Origin of the sequence: Gordonia sp. Swx-4 (genome assembly GCF_030316175.1) — a bacterium.
In the GTDB taxonomy this organism is placed as follows: Bacteria; Actinomycetota; Actinomycetes; order Mycobacteriales; family Mycobacteriaceae; genus Gordonia; species Gordonia alkanivorans.
The window spans coordinates 2,266,232-2,290,206 of sequence record NZ_CP128197.1 but is presented as its reverse complement, the minus strand read 5'-3'; the positions used below and the strand labels follow the sequence as shown (position 1 = coordinate 2,290,206).

Sequence of the window (23,975 nt, the reverse complement as noted above, 5' to 3'; positions counted from 1 at the left end):
GGTCAGCCGGCGGTGTTCGCGCGTGCCGAATGGAACTTCACCGGTTCGCCCAGGCTGTTGAGGAGGACCTCCCGCAGCTGATCCGGAATCGGCGTCGGCCGGCCCACCGCCGGGTCGACGACCACCAGCGTCGTCTCCGCCGTCGCGCAGAGGACGCCCTCCTTGTCGAACAGGCGCAGCGCCATCGTGAACGACGATCGACCGACCCGCCCGATGCACGAACGCACGGTCACGGGGTGGGTCGAGTAGTGGACGGGTGCGGAGAACTCGATGTCCTGGCGTGCCACGAGGAAGGAGAAGTTCCGCGGCCCGTCGGGAATCCACTCGTGGAAGGAACGCACACGCGCCTCCTCGAAGAGGCGGGAGATCTGCACGTTGTTGATGTGATTGTTGATGTCCATGTCGCCCCATCGGAGATGGACGGGGATCTCGAGGACATAGTCCGGTGCAGATCGTTCAGAGGCCACGGCAGCAACCATAACGGCGGGACACGCCCGCTGCGTACTGCGGTACCGACCGTGTCGAGACCGTAGACTCGCCTCCGGGGAAACGGCAGAGATGCGCAGGCAGGCAGTCGCCGCCCGCGTCTCCGCCACGGTGCGTCCGCGCGATTCGCGGGCTCAAGTCGGGCAGTGAGGGGCCTCGGGTGAACATCGACACGGCACGGGCACGTCTGCGCCCGGTGTCTGCGATGGACATCGACGACCTCGTCCACCTCGACAGCGATCCCGAGGTCATGCGTTTCGTCAGCGGCGGCACCCCGACCCCCCGGGCGGTCATCGAGGACTGGGTGGTGCCCCGGGCCGAGTCCGAGCGCCGGATGTACGGGACCGGCACCTGGGTGCTCTGCGATCCCGCCACCGACGCATTCCTCGGCTGGGCGTCGCTGCGTACTCCGCGTCACAGCCGACGCCCCGAACTCGAACTCAGCTACCGCATCCGCCGGACGGTCTGGGGACGCGGCCTGGCCACCGAGGCCGCATTCGCCCTGATGGCATTCGCCTTCGACCATCTCGACACCGAACGCGTCTTCGCCGGCACCGTCGCGGGCAACATGCCCTCGCGGCGCGTCATGGAGAAACTCGGCATGACGCTGTCGGGAATCCACGTGGGCGAGGAAACCGTTGGAGCAGGCATGCCCACGCATCCGCTCCATCTCGGTCCCGACCGGTACGAGGTCGAGTACCAGATCCTCAAGACCGAGTGGCAGCGACGATCTCTGCGCTGGTCATCGGCCAGCGATCTGACAGCCTGACCCCTGTGGCGACACCGTCCGCACGGCCGTGACCGCGCTCAGGGCGTCGCGCCACGCCGTCCTGGTCGCGCCCGGTCGCGCATCATTGACTACCGTTGTGGGCAAGTACGGTTTTGCCTCGATCCCCGTCACGTGGTTCGGCCACGTCACGACACGAATCCACACGGTACCGAAGCACAAACCGTCCCCCATCGAGCGAGAAGGAGATGTCTGGAGATGAGCAGCCCCGCCGTCCAGGCCCCCGCTGTAGCGGCCACCGACCGCAGGAAAGTGGTCATCATCGGCTCCGGCTTCGGCGGATTGTTCGCCGCCCAGCGTCTGGCGAAGGCCGACGTCGACGTGACGCTGATCGCCAAGACCACCCACCATCTCTTCCAGCCGATGCTCTACCAGGTCGCGACGGGCATCGTCGCCGAGGGTGAGATCGCCCCGGCGACCCGCGTCGTCCTGCGCAAGCAGAAGAACACCTCGGTACTCATGGGCGACGTCTTCGACATCGACCTCGAGGCCAAGACGGTCTCCTCGCGACTCCTCGAGCGCATCACGGTCACGCCGTACGACGACCTGATCGTCGCGGCCGGCGCCGATCAGTCGTACTTCGGCAACGACCACTTCGCCGAGTACGCGCCGGGTATGAAGACCATCGACCACGCCCTCGAACTGCGCGGCCGTATCCTCGGCGCCTTCGAGCAGGCCGAGCTGTCCCACGACCCCGCCGAGCGCGCCAAGCTGCTCACCTTCGTGGTCGTCGGTGCGGGACCGACCGGTGTCGAGCTCGCCGGCCAGATCGCCGAGATGAGCGACAAGACCCTCAAGGGCGCGTTCCGCAACATCGATCCGACCGAGGCGCGGGTCATCCTCCTCGACGCCGCCCCGGCAGTGCTGCCGCCGTTCGGGCCGAAGCTCGGCGGCAAGGCCGCAGCCCGCCTGGAGAAGATGGGCGTGGAGATCCAGCTCAACGCGATGGTCGTCGACGTCGACTACGACGGCTTAGTCGTCAAGGAGAAGGACGGCACCACCCGTCGCATCGAGTCGCAGTGCAAGGTGTGGTCGGCCGGTGTGCAGGCCAGCCCGCTCGGCCAGCAGCTCGCCGAACAGTCCGGCGTCGAACTCGACCGCGCCGGCCGCGTGAAGGTCGGACCGGATCTGACGATCCCGGGTCACCCCGAGGTCTTCGTCGTCGGCGACATGATGGCCGTCGACGGCGTGCCCGGTGTCGCGCAGGGCGCCATCCAGGGCGGCCGCTACGCCGCGGACGCGATCAAGGCCGAGCTGAAGGGCCAGACGCCGGACCAGCGCAAGCCGTTCAGCTACTGGGACAAGGGTTCGATGGCCACCATCTCGCGGTACTCCGCGGTGATGCAGGTTCCGGTCCCGGGCTTCAAGAAGCCCTTCGAGACCGAGGGCTACTTCGCGTGGCTCGGCTGGCTCGCGCTGCACCTCGTGTACCTCGTCGGGTTCCGCAACCGACTGAACACACTGATCAACTGGTTCTTCGCCTTCACCACCCGAGGCCGTTCACAGCTCGCCGTCACCGAACAGCAGGTGTACGCGCGCACCGCGATCGGACAGTTGTCGGCGCTGGAGAAGCAGGCCGCAGAAGGCAACGGCGGCGGACCCGACGCCGAGGCCGCCGAGACCGACTCCGGAACGGTCGACTCGAAGGCCACCGACGCCTCGGGATCGGTACCGACAGAAGGCAAGGACGCTGTGGGCAAGCAGTCCGAAGCGGCCAGCTGACGCCGAGACCGGCAGACCCGCAACAGCGCTGGTTCCCTATCCGCTGGGGACCAGCGCTGTTGCGTCGAGGGCATCGGTGAGGCGGCGAGTGGCCGTCACCGACGAGCCGAGCGCACTGGTGAGGGTCGCTTCGCCGACCAGCCGTAGGCGGGCCGCGAACTCGCTCGGGTGCACGTCCTCGGCGCGATCGTCCGGATAGCGGAAGACACTGCTCATCGCACGATGGCCGATCGCGGCGGCCGGTGTCGACGCGCCCAGCGCCACGCGATGTGCCAGCCACACCTCTCCGCCGACCGTCACCCGTAGACCTCCGGTCCAGGCGCCGGTGCGGTCGCGCTCGATCCGGTCGAGATCCGTGGTGGTCGCCCCGTCTATCTGCACGGATCGGCCGATCTGGACGTGTTCGTACAGATCGAGGACCGCGGACGGATCGAGGGCGGCGACGATGTCCGAGGTGTGGATCGCGCCGCCGGCGACCACCGTCGGTTGCGGATCGAGGCGCAGGCGGCCACCCGCACCCACCTCGATCTCCCATCTCGCCCGGGAGTCCAGGCGGTCTCGTGCGGGCAGGGCGATCGTGGCGGCGACACTGCCGACGCTCAAATGCGCTCCGGGCTCCACGCGAATGCGGACCACGATCTCGTCACCACCCAGCGGTGTGGCCGCGGTGCCGATCAGCTGGGCGTGGCCGGGTGAGGTCACCCGGACGGCGAGACCACCCGTCGCGCGGTGCCGCACACCGCGGTCGGCGGTCGCAACGATCTCGACGTCGGTGCGCATCGCTACCTGGCCGTCACGGGCGCGGCAAGCTGCTCGCGCACCCAGGCCAGCACATCGGTCGCCGCCGGATCGTCGGTCAGCGAGATCATCGCCGTCGGACGCCCCTCGCGAACCTTGTCGGCATCGCGACGCATGACCCCGAGGTCGGCGTTGACGCGCTCGGCGAGATCGGTCTTGTTGATCACCAGCAGATCCGAGAAGGTGACGCCCGGACCGCCCTTGCGCGGGACCTTGTCGCCGCCGGCCACGTCGATCACGAAGATCTGGACGTCGATGAGGCCCGTCGAGAACGTCGCGGTGAGGTTGTCACCACCGGACTCGACCAGAATGAGGTCGAGCGGCGGGTTCGCCTCGACGAGGTCGTCGATGGCATCGAGGTTCGCGGTGATGTCGTCGCGGATCGCGGTGTGCGGGCATCCGCCGGTCTGCACGGCGGTGATCCGCTCGTCGGGCAGAACCGCGTTGCGGCGGAGGAAGTCCGCATCCTCGGTGGTGTAGATGTCGTTGGTCAGCACGGCCACCGACAGCTCGTCGCGCAGCTGGCGGCAGAGTGCCGCGACGAGGGCGGTCTTGCCGGACCCGACGGGACCGCCGACGCCGATGCGCAGCGCCTCACCGGGTTCACGCTTCCGGCGGGGCCGGTCGTGGTCGTGGCTGTGGGGCTGCCCGTCGATGAGATGCGGGGGCATCGTTGACTCCTCTTGGTCGGACCCACAAGTCAGGTACCTGCGGGTAGTTCAGGACATGAAGAGCGGCATCGGTTGCCGCTCATGACGTTCGGCGAAGATGTCGAGGACCGGGTCCGACGTATCGGCGAGGCCCACCGCCGCCTCGGCCGCGACGCGTTCACATTCGGCGCCGAGATCGGCGATCATGATCGACACATCCGCCGGGTCCAGGGCGAGCAGGCGCTGGCCGGCGGTCGCCGACCCGCTCATCGTCGTGTACACGAGGACCAGTGCGGTGTGGAATCCGGACAGCGACGACGCCGCGCCGATCGATCCGCTGATCACCGGCAGATGTGTCGTCGGCCGATGCGCCGACCAGTCGTGGTCGGGGAACATCCGGCGCGCGAGCCGGACCATCCCGCGACCCTGCGCGAGCGAGGCCTTCCGGGCCGCGGCCGACGGGGTGCGGGCGTCCATCTCTCGTTGCGCCGCGCCGACTTCGATCACGCCGTCGGCGACCGCGGCGGCGACCGATGCCGCGACGAGACCGCTCGTCGTCACGCGGCGGTACAGGAAGTCGGCGAGATCGGCTGCCGTACGGATGAATCCGTCGGCAATCGCCTGCTCGACACCACCGGAGTGCACGTGCCCGCCGACCGGCAGCCGGGAGTCCGCCAGCGACAACATCATCGCCAACGGGGCGGGCGCGGGCGAGGACGGCGGCGGTTCCGGACGGTCGGACATCAGAACAGGAAATACCGCTGTGCCATCGGGAGTTCGGACACCGGTTCGGCATCCCACACCTCGCCGTCGACCTTCACCGTGAACGTGTCGGGGTCGACCTCGATCGTCGGGCACGCGTCGTTGTTCACCATGTCGGCCTTGCCGACGCCTCGGGTGTTCTTGACCGGGACCAGACGACGATCGACGCCGATCCGTTCGGCGAGGTCGGGGTCCGCGCCGGGGGCGACGAAACTCACCGATGTCGCGGCCGCCAGTTTCGGTGCGGCACCGAACATCGGGCGAGGCAGGACCGGTTGCGGGGTGGGGATCGACGCGTTCGCGTCGCCCATCGCGGCCCACGCGATCGCGCCGCCCTTGATCACCAGATCGGGCCGGACGCCGAAGAATGCCGGATCCCAGAGGACCAGGTCGGCCAGCTTGCCGACCTCGACTGACCCGATCTCGTCGTCGAAGCCGTGCGCGACGGCCGGGCAGATCGTGTACTTGGCGATGTACCGCCGGGCCCGGTTGTTGTCGGCGCGACCGTCACCAGGAAGCGCACCGCGCTTGCGCTTCATGACGTGTGCGGTCTGCCAGGTGCGCAGGACCACCTCGCCGATGCGTCCCATCGCCTGCGAGTCCGAGCCGATCATCGAGATCGCACCGAGGTCGTGGAGCAGGTCCTCGGCGGCGATGGTCGACGGCCGGATCCGGCTCTCCGCGAAGGCCAGGTCCTCCGGCACCGTCGGGTTGAGGTGGTGGCACACCATCAGCATGTCGAGGTGTTCGTCGAGGGTGTTCACGGTGTGCGGTCGCGTCGGATTCGTCGACGACGGAAGCACATTGGGATATGCCGCGACCGTGATGATGTCGGGCGCGTGGCCGCCGCCGGCACCTTCGGTGTGGTACGCGTGGATGCTGCGGCCGGCGATCGCGCCGAGCGTGCTCTCCACGAAGCCCGCCTCGTTCAGGGTGTCGGAGTGGAGTGCGACCTGCACCCCGGTCTCGTCGGCGACCCGCAGGCACGCGTCGATCGCGGCGGGGGTGCTCCCCCAGTCCTCGTGCAACTTGAAACCCGAAGCGCCCGCGCGGATCTGCTCGTGCATGGCCGCGGCGCTGACCGTGTTGCCCTTGCCCAGCAGGGCGATGTTCATCGGCCAGTGGTCGGTCGCGGCGAGGATCGACGCGAGGTGCCAGGCGCCCGGCGTGACGGTGGTCGCCTTGCTGCCCTCGGCCGGACCGGTACCGCCGCCGATCAGCGTCGTGATGCCGTTGCCGAGTGCCTCGTCCATGATCTGCGGGCAGATGAAGTGCACGTGGCAGTCGATGGCGCCGGCGGTGACGATCTTGCCGTTGCCGGCGATGATCTCGGTCGACGGTCCGATGACGAGGTCGGGGTGGATGCCGTCCATCGTGTCGGGGTTGCCGGCCTTGCCCATCGCGACGATGCGTCCGCCGCGGATTCCCAGGTCCGCCTTGATGATTCCCCAGTGATCGAGAATGACGACGCCGGTGATGATCGTGTCGGGCGCCCCGTCGGCGCGGGTCGCCCGGCTCTGGCCCATCGACTCACGGATCACCTTGCCGCCGCCGAAGACCGCCTCCTCGCCCGCACGGCCGGGTCCGCCCGAGAGGTCGTCGGTGACCTCGATGAGCAGATCGGTGTCGGCGAGTCGGATCCGGTCGCCGGTCGTCGGACCGAAGAGCTGCGCGTAGCGGTCGCGTCCGAGTGTCGCCATGTCACTTGCTCCCGTCGGCGTCGGTCGTGCGCGCCGGCGAGCCCACCGGCCCGCATTCACCCGGCGGATCCATCGAGATCCCGTACACCTCACGGGTTCCCCCGAGCGGGACGAGACCCACGGTCATCTCGATCCCCGGCTCGAACCGCACGGCGGTGCCGGCCGGGATGTCGAGGCGCCGTCCGTGCGCGAGCGCGCGATCGAAGTCGAGGGCGGCGTTGGACTGAGGGAAGTGGACGTGGCTGCCGACCTGCACCGGGCGATCACCGGAGTTGACGACGCTCAACTCGACGACGTCCGCGCCGGCGTTCAACTCGATCGTGCCCTCGGCGGGGATCACCTCGCCCGGGACGAGCGAGGAGCGTGTGGCAGTGGGTGGCGTAGCCGACATCTCGGCCTCTCTTCGACAGCTGGAGATCGGTTGGCGGAGCGGAGTTCAGGCGATCGGGTCGTGGACGGTCACCAGCTTGGTGCCGTCCGGGAACGTCGCCTCGACCTGGACGTCGTGCAGCATCTCGGGCACGCCGTCCATCACGTCGTCGCGTCCGAGCACCTCACGACCGGAGGTCATGAGCTCGGCCACCGACCTACCGTCGCGGGCCCCCTCCAGAACATGATCGGTGATGAGCGCGACCGCCTCGGGGTGATTGAGCTTCAGGCCGCGCGCCTGCCGCCGTCGCGCGAGCTCGGCCGCATACGAGATCAACAGCCGTTCTTGTTCATGCGGCGACAGTCGCACCGAGTTCGCTCCTCGCAGATGGCCGACCGGGTGGTCGTCGTTGATGGCAGTGGAGACATCCTGCCACGCCGAGGAGGCCTCGGCTCGCCGACGGCCACCGGGTTCGCCGGTGATCGCGAGATCAGTACTCCGGCGGTGAGACCGTGACCGCTCGGACCGGGATTCGCGAGACGAGCTCCGACCGGTTACCGGGCTTCGATGTTCTGGAGTCGCACCTGGGTCCTGGCGAGCAGCGTGCCATCCTGATCAACCATGTCGACGGCCCACAGCTGCTGACGCCGACCGCGGTGGATCGGCGTCGACGTCGCGGTGACCGTGCCGGCGCTGACGGACTTGAGGAAGTCGGTGTTGTTGTTGACGCCGACCGCGTGACCGCCGATGCCGGTCTCCTGCAGCCAGATGAATCCGCTCATGCTCGCCACGCTCTCACCGATCGCGCAGTAGACGCCGCCGTGGACGATCCCGAACGGCTGATGGTGACTCTCGGTGATCTCCATGGTGGCGACGATCCGATCCGGACCCGCCTCGACGACCTCGAGTCCGAGCACGCCGTCGAGTCCCTTGCCGAAGGAGTTCCGGAGGATCTCGTCCGCACTGTTCGCAGTCATGGCGTCAACATTGGCACGGCCGTCCGGCGTTCGCGATACCGACCCGGGAACACCGATGCCGGCCCCGGCGTTGTCTGTCCAGTGAAAGCGGAAGGCCCCGCACCTCGATGAGATGCGGGGCCCTCCGTGACGTGAACCGGGGGTCTCTGCAGCCCTCAGGACTCTCGCGCGGTCCGACGTGACACTTAATGTAGGCTAGCCTTACCAACGTGTCAAGGGCTCGGGCGTAAGGCCACGTGAAAGGCGAAATCGCCTCCGCGGACGCGACAACCAGATGAAGACGTGAGCCGAGGGCGCACAACGGAAGGCACAGCAGTAAAATGCGAAAGATGAATGGGCTAGGCGACCTCGAGCGCGCGGTGATGGACACGTTGTGGGCGGGCTCCGAACCGAAGACCGTCCGGCAGGTGCATGCCGAACTGTCCCAGGATCGATCCCTCGCCTACACGACGGTCATGACCGTTCTGCAGCGTCTCGCGAAGAAGAACCTGGTGACACAGATCCGCGACGACCGCGCACACAAGTACGTCCCCACCCACCCCCGCGAGGACCTGGTCGCGAGTCTGATGGTCGACGCACTCAGCGAGGCCGACGCGCCCGGATCGCGGCACGCAGCCCTCGTCTCGTTCGTCGGACGGGTCGGTGCCGACGAAGCCGCGGCGCTCCGCCACGCTCTCGATGAACTCGAAGCCGCCCGAGGAACCCGCGACACCGGTTAGATTCGCGGCACAACCCCCAACAGCCCACCCCTGAGGAAGCCCACCGGATGACCGCCCTGCTCTTCGGCATCGTCAGCCTGGTGCTCGCCGGACCCGTACCCGAGGCATTATCTCGGGCGCAGTGGCCGATCCGAGCGCCACGCGCGGCGATGACGCTGTGGCAGGCCATCGCACTCGCCGCCGTGTTGTCGGCGTTCAGCTGTGGCCTGGCGATCGCCGCCAACCTCCTGGTGATCGGGGCCGACGGCACGCCGACGACGCATCCGCTCCGCGAGATCGACCGCCTCGGCCTCCCCCTGTGGCTGACCTGCGTGGGCGTCTTCATCCTCACCCTGCTGGTCGGCGCCCGCCTCTTCTACACGACCATCCGCGTCGGACTGCGCACCCGCGCCCGTCGCAAGGCCCACCGCCAGCTGATCGACATCCTCGATCGCTGCGACCGGACCGACGCCGATGACCCCCTCTACGCCCGCGACGTCCGCATGATCGACGTCGAGCAGCCGCTCGCCTACTGCCTCCCCGGTCTGCGCCAGCGCGTCGTCGTCAGCGAGGGTGTCGTCCACCGACTGACGCGCGACGAGCTCATCGCCGTCATCGCCCACGAACGCGCACATCTACGGGCCCGACACGACCTCGTGCTCGAGGCCTTCATCGCGCTGCACGAGGCCTTCCCGCGGTTCGTCCGTTCCAGGTCCGCTCTCGGCGCCGCCGAACTGCTCGTCGAAGCGCTCGCCGACGACCAGGCCGTCCGAGCCACCGCACCGACGACCCTCGGCCGCGCGCTCGTCGCCTGCGCCGACGCGGTGGCCCCCCGCGGTGCGATGGCGGTCGGCGGGCCGACCACGCTCACCCGCGTCCACCGCCTGCGCGACGACCGCCCCGCCCACTGGATCGCGGTCGGCGCCTACGCGACTGCCGCTGTCATCCTGGTGCTGCCGACCCTCGCGGTCGCGATCCCCTGGCTCACCGAGCTCAACCGCCTGATGTCGGCTTTCTGAGTCCGCCAACCCCCGACCGGTTGAACACCTTCCGCGCGCGGCCCGAATGGTGAGGCAGATCGCCGGATCGGATCGTGAGGCAATAGGCTGTCGGACATGAACAACGTCGAGGCATCGTCACCGTCCGGGAAAGCTCAGATCGGCGTCACCGGTCTGGCCGTCATGGGTTCGAACATCGCGCGTAACTTCGCCCGCAACGGGTACACGGTCGCGCTGCACAACCGCAGCATCGCCAAGACCGACGCACTGCTCGAGAACCACGGCAGCGACGGCAATTTCATCCGCACCGAGACGGTCGCGGAGTTCGTCGCCGCACTCGAGCGCCCGCGCCGCGTGCTGATCATGGTCAAGGCCGGCGACGCCACCGACGCGGTGATCAACGAGCTCGCCGACGCGATGGAGCCCGGCGACATCATCATCGACGGCGGTAACGCCCTCTACACCGACACCATCCGCCGCGAGGCGGCGATGTCGGCGCGTGGACTGAACTTCGTCGGCGCCGGCATCTCCGGTGGTGAGGAAGGCGCCCTCAACGGCCCCTCGATCATGCCCGGCGGACCCGCCGAGTCGTACAAATCACTCGGCCCGCTGCTCGAGTCGATCGCCGCCCAGGTCGACGGCGAACCCTGCTGCACCCACATCGGTCCCGACGGCAGCGGCCACTTCGTCAAGATGGTCCACAACGGCATCGAGTACGCCGACATGCAGCTCATCGGCGAGGCCTACGACCTGATGCGCAAGGCCCTCGACATGCCCGTCGCCGAGATCGCCGACGTCTTCCGCGAGTGGAACGGGACCGAACTCGAGAGCTACCTCATCGAGATCACCGCCGACGTGCTCAGCCAGGTCGACGCCGAGACCGGCAAGCCGCTCGTCGACGTCATCGTCGACGCCGCCGGCCAGAAGGGCACCGGCCGCTGGACCGTGAAGTCCGCGCTCGACCTGGGCATCCCGACCACCGGCATCGCCGAGGCCGTCTTCGCCCGCGCCCTGTCCAGCGCCACCGACCAGCGCGTCGCCGCCCGCGGCCTGTCGTCGGGCAACCTCGGGGACGCGCCCACCGACAAGGCGCAGTTCATCGCCGACATCAAGACCGCGCTGTATGCCTCCAAGGTCGTCGCCTACGCCCAGGGCTTCGACCAGATCGCCGCCGGCAGCGCCGAATACGGTTGGAACGTCGACCGCGGATCGCTTGCCACCATCTGGCGCGGCGGCTGCATCATCCGCGCGCAGTTCCTCAACCGCATCCGCGAGGCCTACGCCGACGATCCCGAGCTGCCCAGCCTGCTCCTCGCCCCCTACTTCCGCGAAGCGGTCGAGGTCGGCATCGACAGCTGGCGCCGCGTCGTCGCCACCGCCACCCTGCTCGGCATCCCGGTGCCGGCCTTCGCCTCGTCGCTGTCGTACTACGACGCCCTGCGCGCCGAGCGCCTGCCGGCCGCCCTCACCCAGGGCCTGCGCGACTTCTTCGGCGCCCACACCTACAAGCGCGTGGACAAGGAAGGCACCTTCCACACGCTGTGGAGCGGCGACCGCTCGGAAGTGACCGAATAGGAGCCTGCGAGAACCGGTGCGATTCATCGAAGGCCATCGGCCGACCCACGACCTGACCTACGACGATGTCTTCATCGTCCCCAACAGGTCTGATGTCAGTTCGCGATTCGATGTCGACCTGTCGACCTCGGACGGCAGCGGGACCACCATCCCGATCGTCGTGGCGAACATGACGGCGGTCGCGGGCAAGCGCATGGCCGAGACGGTCGCGCGCCGCGGCGGACTCGTGGTCCTCCCGCAGGATCTTCCCATCGAGGCCGTCGCGTCGTCGATCGCGTTCGTGAAATCGCGCCACCTCGTGGCCGACACCCCGGTCACGCTCACCCCGTCGGATTCGGTGTCCGATGCGGTCGCGTTGATCCCCAAGCGATCCCACGGCGTCGCGGTCGTCGCCGAGGACGGACGCCCGGTGGGTGTCGTCACCGAGAAGCGGTGCCGCGACGTCGACCGCTTCGCCCGGGTCCGCGAGGTCCTCGACCCCGACATCGTCACCCTGCCCGTCGACACCCCGCCCCGCGAGGTGTTCGACGCGCTCGGCGACCTCCACCTCGGCGTCGCCGTGCTCGTCGACGCCGACGGCAAGCTGGCGGGTCTCCTGAACCGCGTGGGCGCGCTGCGCCACGCGATCTACGAACCGAACGTCGACGCGTCCGGCAAGCTGCGGATCGCCGCGGCCGTCGGGATCAACGGCGACGTGGTCGGCAAGGCCCGCGCGCTCGTCGCGGCCGGTGCCGATGTGCTCGTCATGGACACCGCGCACGGGCATCAGGAGAAGATGCTGACCGCACTGAAGTCGGTCGCCGATGCGGGACTCGGTGTCCCGATCGCGGCGGGCAACGTGGTCTCCGCGGAGGGCACCCTCGACCTCATCGCCGCCGGCGCGTCGATCATCAAGGTCGGCGTCGGCCCGGGCGCGATGTGCACCACCCGGATGATGACCGGCGTGGGTCGGCCGCAGTTCTCCGCGGTGGCCGAATGTGCCGGGGTCGCAGCGAGTCACGGTGCGTCGGTGTGGGCCGACGGCGGTGTCCGTCATCCGCGCGACATCGCCCTGGCGCTGGCGGCCGGTGCGTCGAACGTGATGGTGGGCTCGTGGTTCGCGGGCACCCACGAATCACCCGGCGATCTCCTCGAGGACGAGCAGGGCCCGTACAAGGTGAGTTTCGGTATGGCGTCGAAGCGGGCGGTGGCCGCGCGGTCGACCGGCGACAGCCCGTACGACCGTGCCCGCAAGAGTCTCTTCGAGGAGGGCATCTCGTCGTCCCGGATCCGGCTCGATCCCGATCGTCCCGGCGTCGAGGACCTCATCGACCACATCTGTTCCGGGATTCGCAGCACCGCAACCTATACGGGGGCCAGGAACCTGCGGGAACTGCACGACAAGGTCGTCCTCGGAGTCCAGTCGCCCGCCGGTTTCGCCGAAGGGCGTCCCCTGCCGGGCGGGTGGTGACGTGGAGATCCTGCTTCTCGTCGCCAGCCTGATCGGCTTCATCGCCCTCACGCTGGGCACGGCGCTGTTCGTCGCTGCCGAGTTCTCGTTGACCGCCTTGGAACGCTCGACGATCTCGGCGGACGTGGCCAAGCGCGGGGACCGGCGCGCACGGCTGGTGCAGCGCGCGCATTCGACGCTGTCGTTCCAGTTGTCCGGCGCCCAGCTCGGCATCACGATCACCACGCTGATCACCGGCTACATCGCCGAACCCGTCCTCGCCCGCATCATCAAGCCGCCGCTGGAAGCGGCCGGGGTGAGTCCCTCGGTCGCCTCGGCGACGTCGCTGATCCTCGCTCTCGTCATCGCCACGTCGCTGTCGATGGTCCTGGGTGAGCTGATCCCGAAGAATCTCGCGATCGCCAAGTCGCTGGCCGTCGCCCGTGCCACATCGGGTCCGATGACGGCGTTCTCCGCGGTCTTCCGCTGGGCGATCAACGGACTCAACGGCACCGCGAACTGGATCGTCCGCCGGTTGGGCATCGAACCGACCGACGAGCTCGCCTCGGCCCGCTCACCGCAGGAACTCGTGTCGCTGGTCCGCAACTCGGCCCGGCGCGGCGCGCTCGACGAGCAGACCGCCACGCTGGTGGACCGTTCGCTGCGCTTCGGTGAGCTGACCGCCGAGGATCTGATGACGCCGCGAGTCACCATCGACACCCTCGACCGCGAGGACACCGTCCGCGATCTCGTGATGGCGTCGTCGCGCACCGGGCACTCGCGTTTCCCCGTCGTCGTCGACGGTGACCTCGACGACCTCGTCGGCGTGGTCCACATCAAGCAGGCGTTCACCATCCCGCCCGAGCGTCAGGCCACCACGCGCGTCACCTCGATCGCACGCAGCGTGCCGCGCGTCCCCGCCAGCCTCGACGGCGACGCTCTGATGCAACGCATCCGCGCCGACGGCATGGAGCTGTGCGTCGTCATCGACGAATACGGCGGGACCGCGGGCATCGTCACCACCGAGGACCTCATCGAGGAGATCCTCGGCGACGTCACCGACGAACACGACGACGAGCGCGCCGACGTCGCGATCGACGGCAACGGCTATCTCTGTGCGGGGCTGCTGCGCATCGACGAGCTCTACGACGCGACCGGCTATCACGCCCCCGACGGTCCGTACGACACGCTCGGCGGCCTGATCATGTACTGCCTCGGACGCATTCCCACGGTCGACGACGTCGTCGACCTGCCCCGCCGCTCCCCGGTCGGCGACGGCGACGACGACTCGCCCGAGATGCCCGAAGCCCGCGACGACATCACCTGGCGGGCCACCGTCGCCCAGATGGACGGCCGACGCATCGACGTCGTCGCATTGCGACCGGCCCCCGCCGGCGACTCCCTCGGCGACGAGCCACGAGACACGGAGGCCGGAGATGGGTGACCTCTGGGCTGTCGTCCTCGCCTTCGCACTGCTGGGCGGCAACGCCTTCTTCGTCGGCGCCGAGTTCTCGCTGATCTCGGCGCGCCGCGACCGGCTCGAGGCGTTGGCCGAGAGCGGCAAGAGTCGTGCACGAACCGTCATCAAGGCCGGTGAGAACCTGTCGCTGATGCTGGCCGGCGCCCAGCTGGGCATCACGATCTGTTCGATCCTGCTCGGCCGCGTCGGCGAACCCGCGGTCGCGCACCTCATCGAGAAACCGCTGGAACTCGCGCACGTGCCGCACGCGCTGCTGCACCCGATCTCGTTCGCCATCGCGTTGTCGCTGGTGGTGGTGCTGCACATCCTGCTGGGTGAGATGGTGCCGAAGAACATCGCCCTCGCGGGACCCGAGTCGGCGGCGATGCTGCTGGTCCCGGTGCACCTGATGTTCATCCGCCTGGTGCGTCCGCTCATCTCCTTCTACAACTGGCTCGCCAACATCTCGCTGCGCCTGATGCGCGTGGAACCGAAGGACGAACTCGAGTCCACGGTGTCGCTGGGCGAGCTGGCGCAGATGCTCGGCGAGTCCAAGCAGGAAGGTCTCATCGATGCCGAGGAACACGAGCGCCTCACCCGCGCTCTGCAGTCCATCGGCCGCACCGTCGCCGAGGTGATGATCCCCCTCGAGAAGATGCGCAGCGTCAAGGTCCAGGTGTCGGCGACCGGCGGGATCGGCCCGACACTCGGCGCCGTCGAGAAGGCCGTCAGCGAGACCGGGTTCTCCCGCTTCCCGGTCCGCGGATCCGACGGCACGTTCACCGGTTACCTGCATCTGAAGGACGTCCTCGACGAGATCCTCGACGAGCACATCGGCCCGGACACCATCATCGGTGTCGACAAGATCCGCCCGCTGCCGGTCATCGCGTCCAACACACCCCTCGACGAGGCGACCACCGTGCTGCGCCGCACCAGCTCGCACCTGGGCGCCGTCGTTGACGACAACGGCCGCACGATCGGCATCGTCCCGCTCGCCGACCTCGTCGAGGAGTTCGTCGGCAACGTCCGGGACGAGACCCACCGGGTGTGACGACCGTGACCGCGCACGTGGAAGAGCAGACCGTGTTGACGGGCCGCGAGTGGCGGGCCCGGCGCGACGAGCATCAGGGACGCGTCGACGCGCTCATCGGTCCGTACCTGGAGGCGCGCCGCAAGGGCGGCAAGCATCCCGTCGTCGACTTCCTGTTCACCTACTACTCGTCGCGGCCGTCCCATGTGCTGCGCTGGCATCCGGGCTTCGGCGTGCGTCTCGAGGACGCCGACGAGTTCCTGCCCCTGCGCGGCTACGAACGTGCCGACTCCGGTGTGCACGTGGGCATCGACTACGTCCGACGCCGCCGCGACGCACTGCAGGCCACGGTGGATCTGCTCGACGCCACCGCCGCGCGTCCGGCCCGGCTGGGCTGCTTCGGGCTCCACGAGTGGGCCATGGTCTACCGCACCGACGAGACCCGGCACGACATCCCCTTGCGTCTGGGTGCCGCCGGCACCGACCGGGTCGTCGAACAGATGCCGTTGCGCTGCACGCACTTCGACGCGTACCGCTTCTTCACCGAGCCGGCGCGGCCGCGCAACGAGAACGAGCTGAACCGTGCGTCGCAGATCGACCACGAACAGCCGGGGTGCCTGCACGCGACCATGGACCTCTACCGGCACTGCTTCACCCTGGCGCCGCTGTTGCCCGCCGACCTCACCGTCGACTGCTTCGAACTGGCGCTGCGCGCTCGTGACCTCGACATGCGTGCGAGTCCGTACGACCTGCGCCACCTGGGATATGAGCCGGTCCCGATCGAGACCCCCGCCGGACGAGCCGAATACGTCCGGGAACAATCGGCCATCGCCGACGCCGGAACACAACTCCGCGCGGAGGTGTTGGGGCGGTGTACGCACCTGGCCGAGATCGCTCGCCACGCCTAAACAGGACGCCTGTACGGTTCAGCGTTACCGGCTAGTAGCATGGATGTCGTCTTCATTCGCTCGAGAAAGGCAATCATGTCGGACCGGATCACCGTCAACGGGTTGCAGGTCGCTTCCGTCCTGTACGACTTCATCAACAACGAGGCGTTGCCCGGTACCGGTGTAGAGGCCGACGCCTTCTGGTCGGGTGCGGCATCGGTGATCGCCGACCTCGCCCCACGCAACCGTGAGCTGCTCGCCGTCCGCGACGATCTGCAAACCAAGATCGACGCCTGGCACCGCGATCACCAGGGCGCCGACCTCACCCCGGGCTCTGCGGATTTCGACGCCTACAAGTCCTTCCTGACCGAGATCGGTTACCTCGCCGAGGTCCCGGCCGACTTCCAGATCACCACCGGCAATGTGGACCGCGAGATCGCCGAGACCGCCGGTCCGCAGCTGGTCGTGCCGGTCCTCAACGCCCGGTTCGCGCTGAACGCCTCCAACGCCCGCTGGGGTTCGCTCTACGACGCCCTGTACGGCACCGACGCGATCCCGGAGACCGACGGCGCCGAGAAGGGTTCGTCGTACAACAAGGTGCGCGGCGACAAGGTCATCGCCTACGCCAAGGACTTCCTGGACAAGGCGGTCCCGCTCGAGCAGTGCAGCTACACCGACGTGCGGTCCTTCGCCGTTCAGGACGGCGCCCTGCAGGTGACCCTCGACGGGGGCGCGACCTCGACGCTGGCCGATCCGGCCGCCTTCGTCGGCTACCGCGGCGACGCCGGCTCACCGTCCTCGATCCTGCTGCGCAACAACGGTCTTCACCTCGACATCGAGATCGATCCCTCCTCGCCGATCGGTTCCACCGATCCGGCCGGCATCAAGGACGTCGTCGTCGAGTCCGCGATCACCACGATCATGGACTTCGAGGACTCGGTCGCCGCGGTCGACGCCGAGGACAAGGTCACCGGCTACCGCAACTGGCTGGGCCTGAACAAGGGCGATCTGTCCGAAGAGGTCACCAAGGGTGGCAAGACCTTCACCCGTGTGCTCAACGGCAACCGCGAGTACACCGCTCCCGACGGCACCGGCTTCGACCTCCACGGCCGTTCGCTGCTGTTCGTGCGCAACGTCGGTCACCTGATGACCAACGACGCGATCCTCGACGCCGACGGCAATGAGGTTCCCGAGGGCATCCTCGACGGCCTGGTCACCTCGCTGATCGGCATCCACGGCCTGAGCGCAGAGGGTCTGCAGAACTCGCGGACCGGTTCGGTCTACATCGTGAAGCCGAAGATGCACGGCCCCGACGAGGTCGCCTTCACCGTCGAGCTGTTCGGTCGCGTCGAGCAGGTGCTCGGCCTGCCCGCCAACACGCTCAAGGTCGGCATCATGGACGAGGAACGCCGCACCACGGTCAACCTGAAGGCATGTATCAAGGCCGCCTCGGAGCGCGTGGTGTTCATCAACACCGGCTTCCTCGACCGCACCGGCGACGAGATCCACACCTCCATGGAGGCCGGCGCCATGGTGCGCAAGGCCGAGATGAAAAAGCAGAAGTGGATCGCGGCGTACGAGGACTTCAACGTCGACACCGGCCTGCACGCCGGCCTGCAGCACAAGGCGCAGATCGGCAAGGGCATGTGGGCCATGCCGGACCTGATGGCCGACATGCTCGAGCAGAAGATCGGTCACCCCAAGGCCGGCGCCACCACCGCATGGGTGCCCTCGCCGACCGCCGCGACCCTGCACGCGCTGCACTACCACCAGGTCGACGTCTTCGAACGTCAGGACGAGATCGCCAAGCGCGACCCGGCGTCGGTCGACGACATCCTCACCGTGCCGCTGGCCGCGAAGACCGACTGGTCCGACGAGGAGAAGCAGCAGGAACTCGACAACAACTGCCAGTCGATCCTGGGCTACGTGGTCCGCTGGATCGATGCCGGCGTCGGCTGCTCGAAGGTGCCCGACATCCACGACGTCGCACTGATGGAGGACCGCGCCACCCTGCGTATCTCCAGCCAGCTGCTGGCGAACTGGCTGCGCCACGGCATCGTCTCCGAGGCCGACATCGTCGCATCGCTCGAGCGGATGGCCCCGGTCGTCGACCGCCAGAACGCCGGCGACAAGGCCTACAAGCCGATGGCCCCGGACTTCGACTCCAACATCGCCTTCCAGGCGGCCAAGGAGCTGATCCTCGAGGGCACGACGCAGCCCAGCGGCTACACCGAGCCGATCCTGCATCGCCGTCGCCGCGAGTACAAGGCCGCCAACGCGGCCGGCTGACACCTCGGTCACGACGCACTGATACGACCGTGCCGGTCCCCGGTGGACCGGCACGGCGTATCGTCGTACCCTGCGCTGCACATCGACCGGGTGGAGCCCGGGGACAGCACGCTCAGAGCAGGGAGGGCATCGGCGTTGGCACATCATCGGAACCGCGGCGAGAGTATCCGCAACCGTGGCGTCAGCCGAGGTGTCGTCTTCGCACTGCTGTCGATTCTGCTCGTCGCCGCCATCGTGGTCACCTGGCGCGACCTCGGTGACCGCATCAACCGGCAGGCCGACGACGCCGCCGCCCAATGCGTCGAGGGCGCCACGTCGGTGCCGATCATCGCCGACCCCGACATCGCACCCGGGCTCGCCGCGATCGCGACCTCCTTCACGAACACGAAACCGGTGGTCCGCGACCACTGCGTCACCATCGCCGTCCGGCCCGGCGACGCGAAGATCACCCTCGACGGCCTGACCGGGAAGTGGGACGCCGAGTCGATGGGTGCCTACCCCGCTGCCTGGGTGCCGCAGTCGTCGGTGTGGTCGGCGGATCTGGCCACGGCCAAACCCGATCTGATCGAGGGCAACTCCCGTTCACTCGTCTCGACACCGGTCGTTCTCGCGGTCTCGCCCGAACTCGCCAAGGCCGCCGGCGACCAGCTCGACTGGTCGCAGATCCCGCTCCTGCAGCAACGCGACGCCTCGCTCACCGAGTTCGGCCTGCAGGGCTGGGGCTCGTTGCGCATGGCGATGCCGATCGGCGCCCAGTCCGATGCCAGTGCACTGGCGGCGCAGGCCGTCGCCACCCGCGTGACACGGACGACCGGCCCGCTGACCACCGCCGACGCCGAGTCGCCGCGGGTGACCTCCAGCGTGAAGGCGATGCTCGGCGGCGCGCCGCTCTCGCCCGATGGAACCCCGCAGGGCGCGGCCACCGCGATCGCCAATGCCGCCGACCCGGCCAAAGCCGAGATCCACGCCGTGCCGATCACCGAGCAGCGGCTGTACCAGATCACCAAGACCGACCAGCCCGCGCGGCTGTCAGAGGTGATCCCGTCCGGACCGACGCCGATCGCGGACTACCCGATCATCCGTCTCTCCGGCCCGGAGGTCGGAGACGTCGCGGCCGACGCGGTCGCGGACTTCATCTCCTACGCATCACAGCCCGAACAGCTGAAGCTGCTCACCGAACTCGGCTTCCGCGGCGACGCCCCGATGCCGTCGGCCACCGCCACGGTCACCTTCCCGCGAACCCGCGATCCGATGCCCACGCCGGAGGACGGCGCGATCGTCGCCATCAACCGCGTCGTCTACGGACCGACGAGTGTGCCGGCGAGCTCTGCGGTCTCGCCGGCACCTTCGGGAACCGCGGGCGGGTAGCCCTCAGCTGCTGTAGGCCTCGATCGGCGCGCAGCTGCACACCAGGTTGCGGTCGCCGTACACGCCGTCGATACGACGCACCGAGGGCCACACCTTGGCCCGGGCACCGGCCGACGGGAGTCCCTGCGGGTAGACCGCGATCTCTCGCGAGTACGGGTGGTCCCACTCGCCCACCAGCGCCTCGGCGGTGTGCGGTGCCCCGCGCAGCGGGTTGTCGTCGACCGGCCACTCGCCGCTGCCGACCCGGTCGATCTCCTCGCGGATGGCGATCATGGCGTCGCAGAACGCGTCGATCTCGTCGAGATTCTCGCTCTCGGTGGGCTCGACCATCAACGTGCCGGCCACCGGGAAGCTCATGGTCGGCGCGTGGAAACCATAGTCGGCCAAGCGCTTTGCCACATCGTCGACCGAAACGCCGGTCTCCTTGGTGATCGCCCTGAGGTCGAGAATGCACTCGTGCGCGACGAAGCCGCCCTCGCCGGTGTAGAGCACCGGGTAGTGGTCGCCGAGCCGCTTGGCGACGTAGTTCGCCGCGGTGATGGCCGTCAGCGTCGCCCGGCGTAGACCGGCCGCACCCATCATCGCGATGTAGGCGTAGGTGATCGGCAGGATCGTCGCCGACCCGTACGGTGCCGCGGCGATGGTCGCGGTGCCGGGCAATTCGTCGGCGAGGGGGTGCCCGGGCAGGAACGGTGCGAGGTGCTCGCGTACCGCAACCGGACCCACGCCCGGGCCGCCGCCGCCGTGCGGGATGCAGAAGGTCTTGTGCAGGTTCAGGTGGCTGACGTCGCCGCCGAAATGACCCGGACGTGCCACGCCGACCAGGGCGTTGAGGTTGGCACCGTCGACGTAGACCTGGCCGCCGGCGTCGTGGACGGCACCGCAGATGTCGCGGATGTCGTGCTCGAAAACGCCGTGCGTCGACGGGTAGGTGATCATGATGGCCGCGATCCGGCCCTCGTTCGCGGCGATCTTCGCGCGCAGATCCTCGAGATCGACGTCGCCGTTCTCCCGGCAGCCGACCACGACGACGCGCATGCCCGCCATGACCGCCGACGCGGCGTTGGTGCCGTGGGCGCTCGACGGGATCAGGCAGATGTCGCGGTCGATGTCGCCCCGGCTGCGGTGGTACCCCCGGATCGCGAGCAGTCCGGCGAACTCACCCTGCGACCCCGCGTTCGGCTGCAGGCTCACGCGGTCGTAGCCGGTGACGGCGACGAGCCAGTCCTCGAGGGTGGAGATCAGCTCGCGGATGCCGACGGTGTCCTCCACCGGCGCGAACGGGTGGAGACCGGCGAACCCGGGCCAGGTGATGGGTTCCATCTCCGTGGTCGCGTTGAGCTTCATGGTGCAGGAGCCGAGCGGAATCATGCTGCGGTCGAGCGCGATGTCCTTGTCGGACAAGGCCCGCAGGTAGCGCAGCATCGCCGTCTCGGTGCGGTACCGGTTGAACGCCGGGTGCGTCAGGTACTCGCTGGTGCGGTTCTCGATGGGCTGGGCGAAGTCGAGCGGTTGCACACCGGTGGCGCCGAACGCCCGCAGTACACCGTCGAGGTCGGCCTCGGTGGTGGTCTCGTCGCAGGCGATGGAGACGGTGTCGGTGTCGACGCGGCGGAGGTTGATGCCCTCGCGGCGAGCCTGGGCGATGATCACATCGGCCTGGCCGGGAGCACGGACCTCGACGGTGTCGAAGAACGAGCCGTGTGCGACCGAGAAGCCGCCCGCCGCCAGCGAGTTCGCCAGGCGGACCGCGGCGTCGTGGGTGCGGCGCGCGATGGCCCGGAGCCCCTCCGGTCCGTGGTATGACGCGTACATTGCGGCCATCACGGCGAGCAGAACCTGCGCCGTACAGATGTTGCTGGTGGCCTTCTCACGGCGAATGTGCTGCTCACGGGTCTGCAAGGCCAGGCGGTAGGCGAGGTTGCCGTCGGCGTCCTTGGAGATGCCGACCAGTCGCCCCGGCAGCTGGCGGGCGTGCTTCGAACCGACCGCGAGGTAACCGGCGTGCGGACCGCCGAAGCCCATCGGCACGCCGAAACGCTGCGTGGTGCCGAAGCACGCATCCGCGCCCTGCTCCCCCGGCGGCGTGATGAGCGTCAGTGCGAGGAGGTCGCCACCGACCGCGACCAGGGCGCCACGTTCGTGCGCGGCGGCGATGATCGGAGCGGCGTCGACGATGCGGCCCGACGCGCCGGGCACCTGCAGGATGACGCCGAAGAAGTCGCCGTCGGGCAGGCCGTGGTCCGGCCGCTCCGAATCCAGCGACGCCTCGACGACCGCGATGCCGAGCGGCTCGGCGCGGGTCTCGATCACCGCACGGGTCTGCGGGAAGAGATCGGCGTCGACGACGACACGTGGCGACTTGGACTTGCCGGCGCGCCGAAGCAACGTCATCGCCTCGGCGGCCGCGGTGGCCTCGTCGAGCATCGACGCGTTCGCCACCTCCATGCCGGTGAGGTCGGCGACCATGGTCTGGAAGTTCAGCAGCGCCTCGAGGCGTCCCTGGCTGATCTCCGGCTGGTACGGCGTGTACGCGGTGTACCAGGCCGGGTTCTCCAGGACGTTGCGCAGGATGACGCCGGGCGTGTGGGTGCCGTAGTAGCCGAGGCCGATCATCGAACGGGCCACGGTGTTACGGGCCGCGAGCCCGCTGAGCTCGGCGAGCACCTCGCTCTCACTCTGCGGCTGCGGCAGTGCGCCCAGCACGTTCGAGTCGAGTTCGTCCGCGATGACCGCGGGGATGGCGCGATGGGCCAGTTCGTCGAGCGACGACACACCGATCACCGAGAGCATGCGCTGCGTCTCGTCGGGGTCGGGTCCGACGTGGCGGTCCACGAAGGTGACTGGCGCTGACGACGGGTCGGCTGAGGGCATGATGAGGGCAACCTCTCGCAGGCGCCGGCGCGGTGCCGGCAGGCTCGCCCTCCCCCTCTGTCATGTCGCCGGCCGGTGGCCGGGAGGACGCCTGAGAGATTCGGTGCCACGCGACGTTGCGTGACGACCTTTCACCGTGGGCGGACGACTGATCGTCACTTTCCAGAGACGCCGTCACCACCACGGTCCGGGTGCCTGAGAGTTTGACGGAGAGGTGTTGCTCCTTCGGCGGTCACCCGTACTGCTCGGTGACGCTCTCCCGTGGCGTAGCGACGCGCGCACCAGTGTACGCAGGTCGTTGCCGTGTTGGTCCAGACGACATCGCGAGAGTCGTGAGGATCACGTGACGGGATGCTGTGAGGGGCGGTGCTAACCGGTGCGACGGGTGCGGCTCTTGCGTCGCGCCGCGAGCTCGTCCTCGGGTGCCGTCTCGCTGACGCCGCCGTCGGCGCGTTCCCCCGGGAAATCGGCGATGGTGCCGGTCAGCTCGCGCATCGCACCGCTGACCGCGATGCCGAACACTCCCTGCCCACCCTGGAGGAGGTCGACCACCTCTTCGGCGGAGGTGCATTCGTAGACGGTCGTGCCGTCGGAGAACAGGGTGATCTTCGCCAGATCCTCGACGCCACGCTTGCGGAGGTGGTCGACGGCGACACGGATGTTCTGCAGCGAGATGCCGGTGTCGAGCAGTCGCTTGACGATCTTGAGGACGAGGATGTCCTTGAACGAGTACAGACGCTGGCTGCCCGAGCCGGCGGCGCCGCGGATCGACGGGACGACCAGCGAGGTGCGAGCCCAGTAGTCGAGCTGGCGGTAGGTGATGCCGGCGATCTGGCAGGCACTCGGCACGCGGTAGCCGACGAGCTCGTCGGGCACGGTGTCGTCGGGGAAGAGACCCGGTGCGATCTCCTCGAGGCTGCCCTGGGTCGGGCCCGCGGGGCGATCGGACACAGCGTGGTCGGGTGACGGGTCGCTCGACGTCACTTCACTGTCGACCGGACGATCGCCCACTTGATGTCTCCCTCGCAAAGCTCGGACCGGATGCCGCATCACATGCCTGACATCCACGTCCACAGTACGCGGTCCAGGCCCTGCTCGGGTCAGCCGATCACATCT

The 23,975-nt window shown here is 68.7% G+C and carries 21 protein-coding genes and 1 riboswitch; of the genes, 11 read left to right on the top strand and 10 right to left on the bottom strand.

Features of this window, described 5'->3' with window-relative positions; translation table 11 throughout:
- Positions 1-2: 2 nt before the first annotated feature.
- Entirely contained in the window at positions 3-479 is a 477-nt protein-coding gene (locus PWF70_RS10335; RefSeq protein WP_006360927.1) for an acyl-CoA thioesterase, read from the bottom strand.
- A 167-nt stretch (positions 480-646) separates the two neighbouring features.
- On the opposite strand from PWF70_RS10335, the gene PWF70_RS10330 reads away from it, so the two are divergent.
- Both PWF70_RS10330 and PWF70_RS10325 read left to right on the top strand, forming a co-directional pair.
- Entirely contained in the window at positions 647-1,255 is a 609-nt protein-coding gene (locus PWF70_RS10330) for a GNAT family N-acetyltransferase (RefSeq protein WP_006360926.1), read from the top strand.
- Positions 1,256-1,471: 216 nt separating this feature from the next.
- Positions 1,472-2,995, top strand: coding sequence for an NAD(P)/FAD-dependent oxidoreductase (locus PWF70_RS10325; RefSeq protein ID WP_155225235.1), 1,524 nt, complete (start codon positions 1,472-1,474; stop codon positions 2,993-2,995).
- A gap of 36 nt (positions 2,996-3,031) precedes the next feature.
- Here the strand turns inward: PWF70_RS10325 and PWF70_RS10320 are convergent, their stop codons facing one another.
- From PWF70_RS10320 to PWF70_RS10290, 7 genes are all read right to left on the bottom strand, one after another.
- Positions 3,032-3,775 (bottom strand): urease accessory protein UreD, encoded by a 744-nt coding sequence (locus tag PWF70_RS10320; protein ID WP_280088795.1) that lies wholly within the window; start codon positions 3,773-3,775, stop codon positions 3,032-3,034.
- A gap of 2 nt (positions 3,776-3,777) precedes the next feature.
- Positions 3,778-4,464, bottom strand: a complete 687-nt coding sequence (gene ureG, locus PWF70_RS10315) for an urease accessory protein UreG (RefSeq protein ID WP_006360923.1) — start codon at positions 4,462-4,464, stop codon at positions 3,778-3,780.
- Between the two features lie 48 nt (positions 4,465-4,512).
- On the bottom strand, positions 4,513-5,187 hold the full coding sequence (locus PWF70_RS10310; RefSeq protein ID WP_040004408.1) for an urease accessory protein UreF: 675 nt from the start codon (positions 5,185-5,187) through the stop codon (positions 4,513-4,515).
- Entirely contained in the window at positions 5,187-6,905 is a 1,719-nt protein-coding gene (locus PWF70_RS10305) for an urease subunit alpha (RefSeq protein WP_006360921.1), read from the bottom strand. The genes PWF70_RS10310 and PWF70_RS10305 overlap by 1 nt, the downstream gene beginning before the upstream one ends.
- Before the next feature lies 1 nt (position 6,906).
- Positions 6,907-7,296 (bottom strand): urease subunit beta, encoded by a 390-nt coding sequence (locus PWF70_RS10300; RefSeq protein ID WP_006360920.1) that lies wholly within the window; start codon positions 7,294-7,296, stop codon positions 6,907-6,909.
- A 45-nt stretch (positions 7,297-7,341) separates the two neighbouring features.
- Positions 7,342-7,644 (bottom strand): urease subunit gamma, encoded by a 303-nt coding sequence (locus tag PWF70_RS10295; RefSeq protein WP_006360919.1) that lies wholly within the window; start codon positions 7,642-7,644, stop codon positions 7,342-7,344.
- A gap of 185 nt (positions 7,645-7,829) precedes the next feature.
- Positions 7,830-8,252, bottom strand: coding sequence for a PaaI family thioesterase (locus PWF70_RS10290; protein WP_006360918.1), 423 nt, complete (start codon positions 8,250-8,252; stop codon positions 7,830-7,832).
- A 320-nt stretch (positions 8,253-8,572) separates the two neighbouring features.
- On the opposite strand from PWF70_RS10290, the gene PWF70_RS10285 reads away from it, so the two are divergent.
- The 9 genes from PWF70_RS10285 (at position 8,573) to PWF70_RS10245 (ending at position 19,985) form a co-directional block, all read left to right on the top strand.
- Positions 8,573-8,971, top strand: coding sequence for a BlaI/MecI/CopY family transcriptional regulator (locus PWF70_RS10285; RefSeq protein WP_006360917.1), 399 nt, complete (start codon positions 8,573-8,575; stop codon positions 8,969-8,971).
- 47 nt (positions 8,972-9,018) lie between these two features.
- Positions 9,019-9,969 carry a M56 family metallopeptidase gene (locus PWF70_RS10280; RefSeq protein ID WP_006360916.1) on the top strand — a complete coding sequence of 317 codons (951 nt, stop codon included), beginning with the start codon at positions 9,019-9,021 and terminating at the stop codon, positions 9,967-9,969.
- A 96-nt stretch (positions 9,970-10,065) separates the two neighbouring features.
- Complete coding sequence (gene gnd, locus PWF70_RS10275; RefSeq protein WP_006360915.1) at positions 10,066-11,523, top strand: NADP-dependent phosphogluconate dehydrogenase; 1,458 nt, start codon at positions 10,066-10,068, stop codon at positions 11,521-11,523.
- Between the two features lie 16 nt (positions 11,524-11,539).
- Positions 11,540-12,973, top strand: coding sequence for a GMP reductase (gene guaB1 / locus PWF70_RS10270; protein WP_006360914.1), 1,434 nt, complete (start codon positions 11,540-11,542; stop codon positions 12,971-12,973).
- 1 nt (position 12,974) lies between these two features.
- Entirely contained in the window at positions 12,975-14,396 is a 1,422-nt protein-coding gene (locus tag PWF70_RS10265) for a hemolysin family protein (protein WP_006360913.1), read from the top strand.
- Positions 14,389-15,462, top strand: coding sequence for a hemolysin family protein (locus tag PWF70_RS10260; RefSeq protein ID WP_006360912.1), 1,074 nt, complete (start codon positions 14,389-14,391; stop codon positions 15,460-15,462). The genes PWF70_RS10265 and PWF70_RS10260 overlap by 8 nt, the downstream gene beginning before the upstream one ends.
- Positions 15,459-16,349, top strand: coding sequence for a hypothetical protein (locus tag PWF70_RS10255; RefSeq protein WP_006360911.1), 891 nt, complete (start codon positions 15,459-15,461; stop codon positions 16,347-16,349). The genes PWF70_RS10260 and PWF70_RS10255 overlap by 4 nt, the downstream gene beginning before the upstream one ends.
- 75 nt (positions 16,350-16,424) lie before the next feature.
- A complete protein-coding gene (locus PWF70_RS10250) occupies positions 16,425-18,617 on the top strand; it encodes a malate synthase G (RefSeq protein ID WP_006360910.1) in 2,193 nt (730 codons plus the stop codon).
- A gap of 135 nt (positions 18,618-18,752) precedes the next feature.
- Positions 18,753-19,985, top strand: coding sequence for a substrate-binding domain-containing protein (locus PWF70_RS10245; RefSeq protein ID WP_006360909.1), 1,233 nt, complete (start codon positions 18,753-18,755; stop codon positions 19,983-19,985).
- Positions 19,986-19,988: 3 nt separating this feature from the next.
- Here the strand turns inward: PWF70_RS10245 and gcvP are convergent, their stop codons facing one another.
- Positions 19,989-22,859: an aminomethyl-transferring glycine dehydrogenase gene (gene gcvP / locus PWF70_RS10240; RefSeq protein WP_035752286.1), complete on the bottom strand. Its 2,871-nt coding sequence runs from the start codon at positions 22,857-22,859 to the stop codon at positions 19,989-19,991.
- 173 nt (positions 22,860-23,032) lie between these two features.
- Positions 23,033-23,131, bottom strand: a riboswitch (glycine riboswitch).
- 97 nt (positions 23,132-23,228) lie between these two features.
- Positions 23,229-23,870, bottom strand: a complete 642-nt coding sequence (locus tag PWF70_RS10235; protein ID WP_006360907.1) for a MerR family transcriptional regulator — start codon at positions 23,868-23,870, stop codon at positions 23,229-23,231.
- Positions 23,871-23,975: the final 105 nt, after the last annotated feature.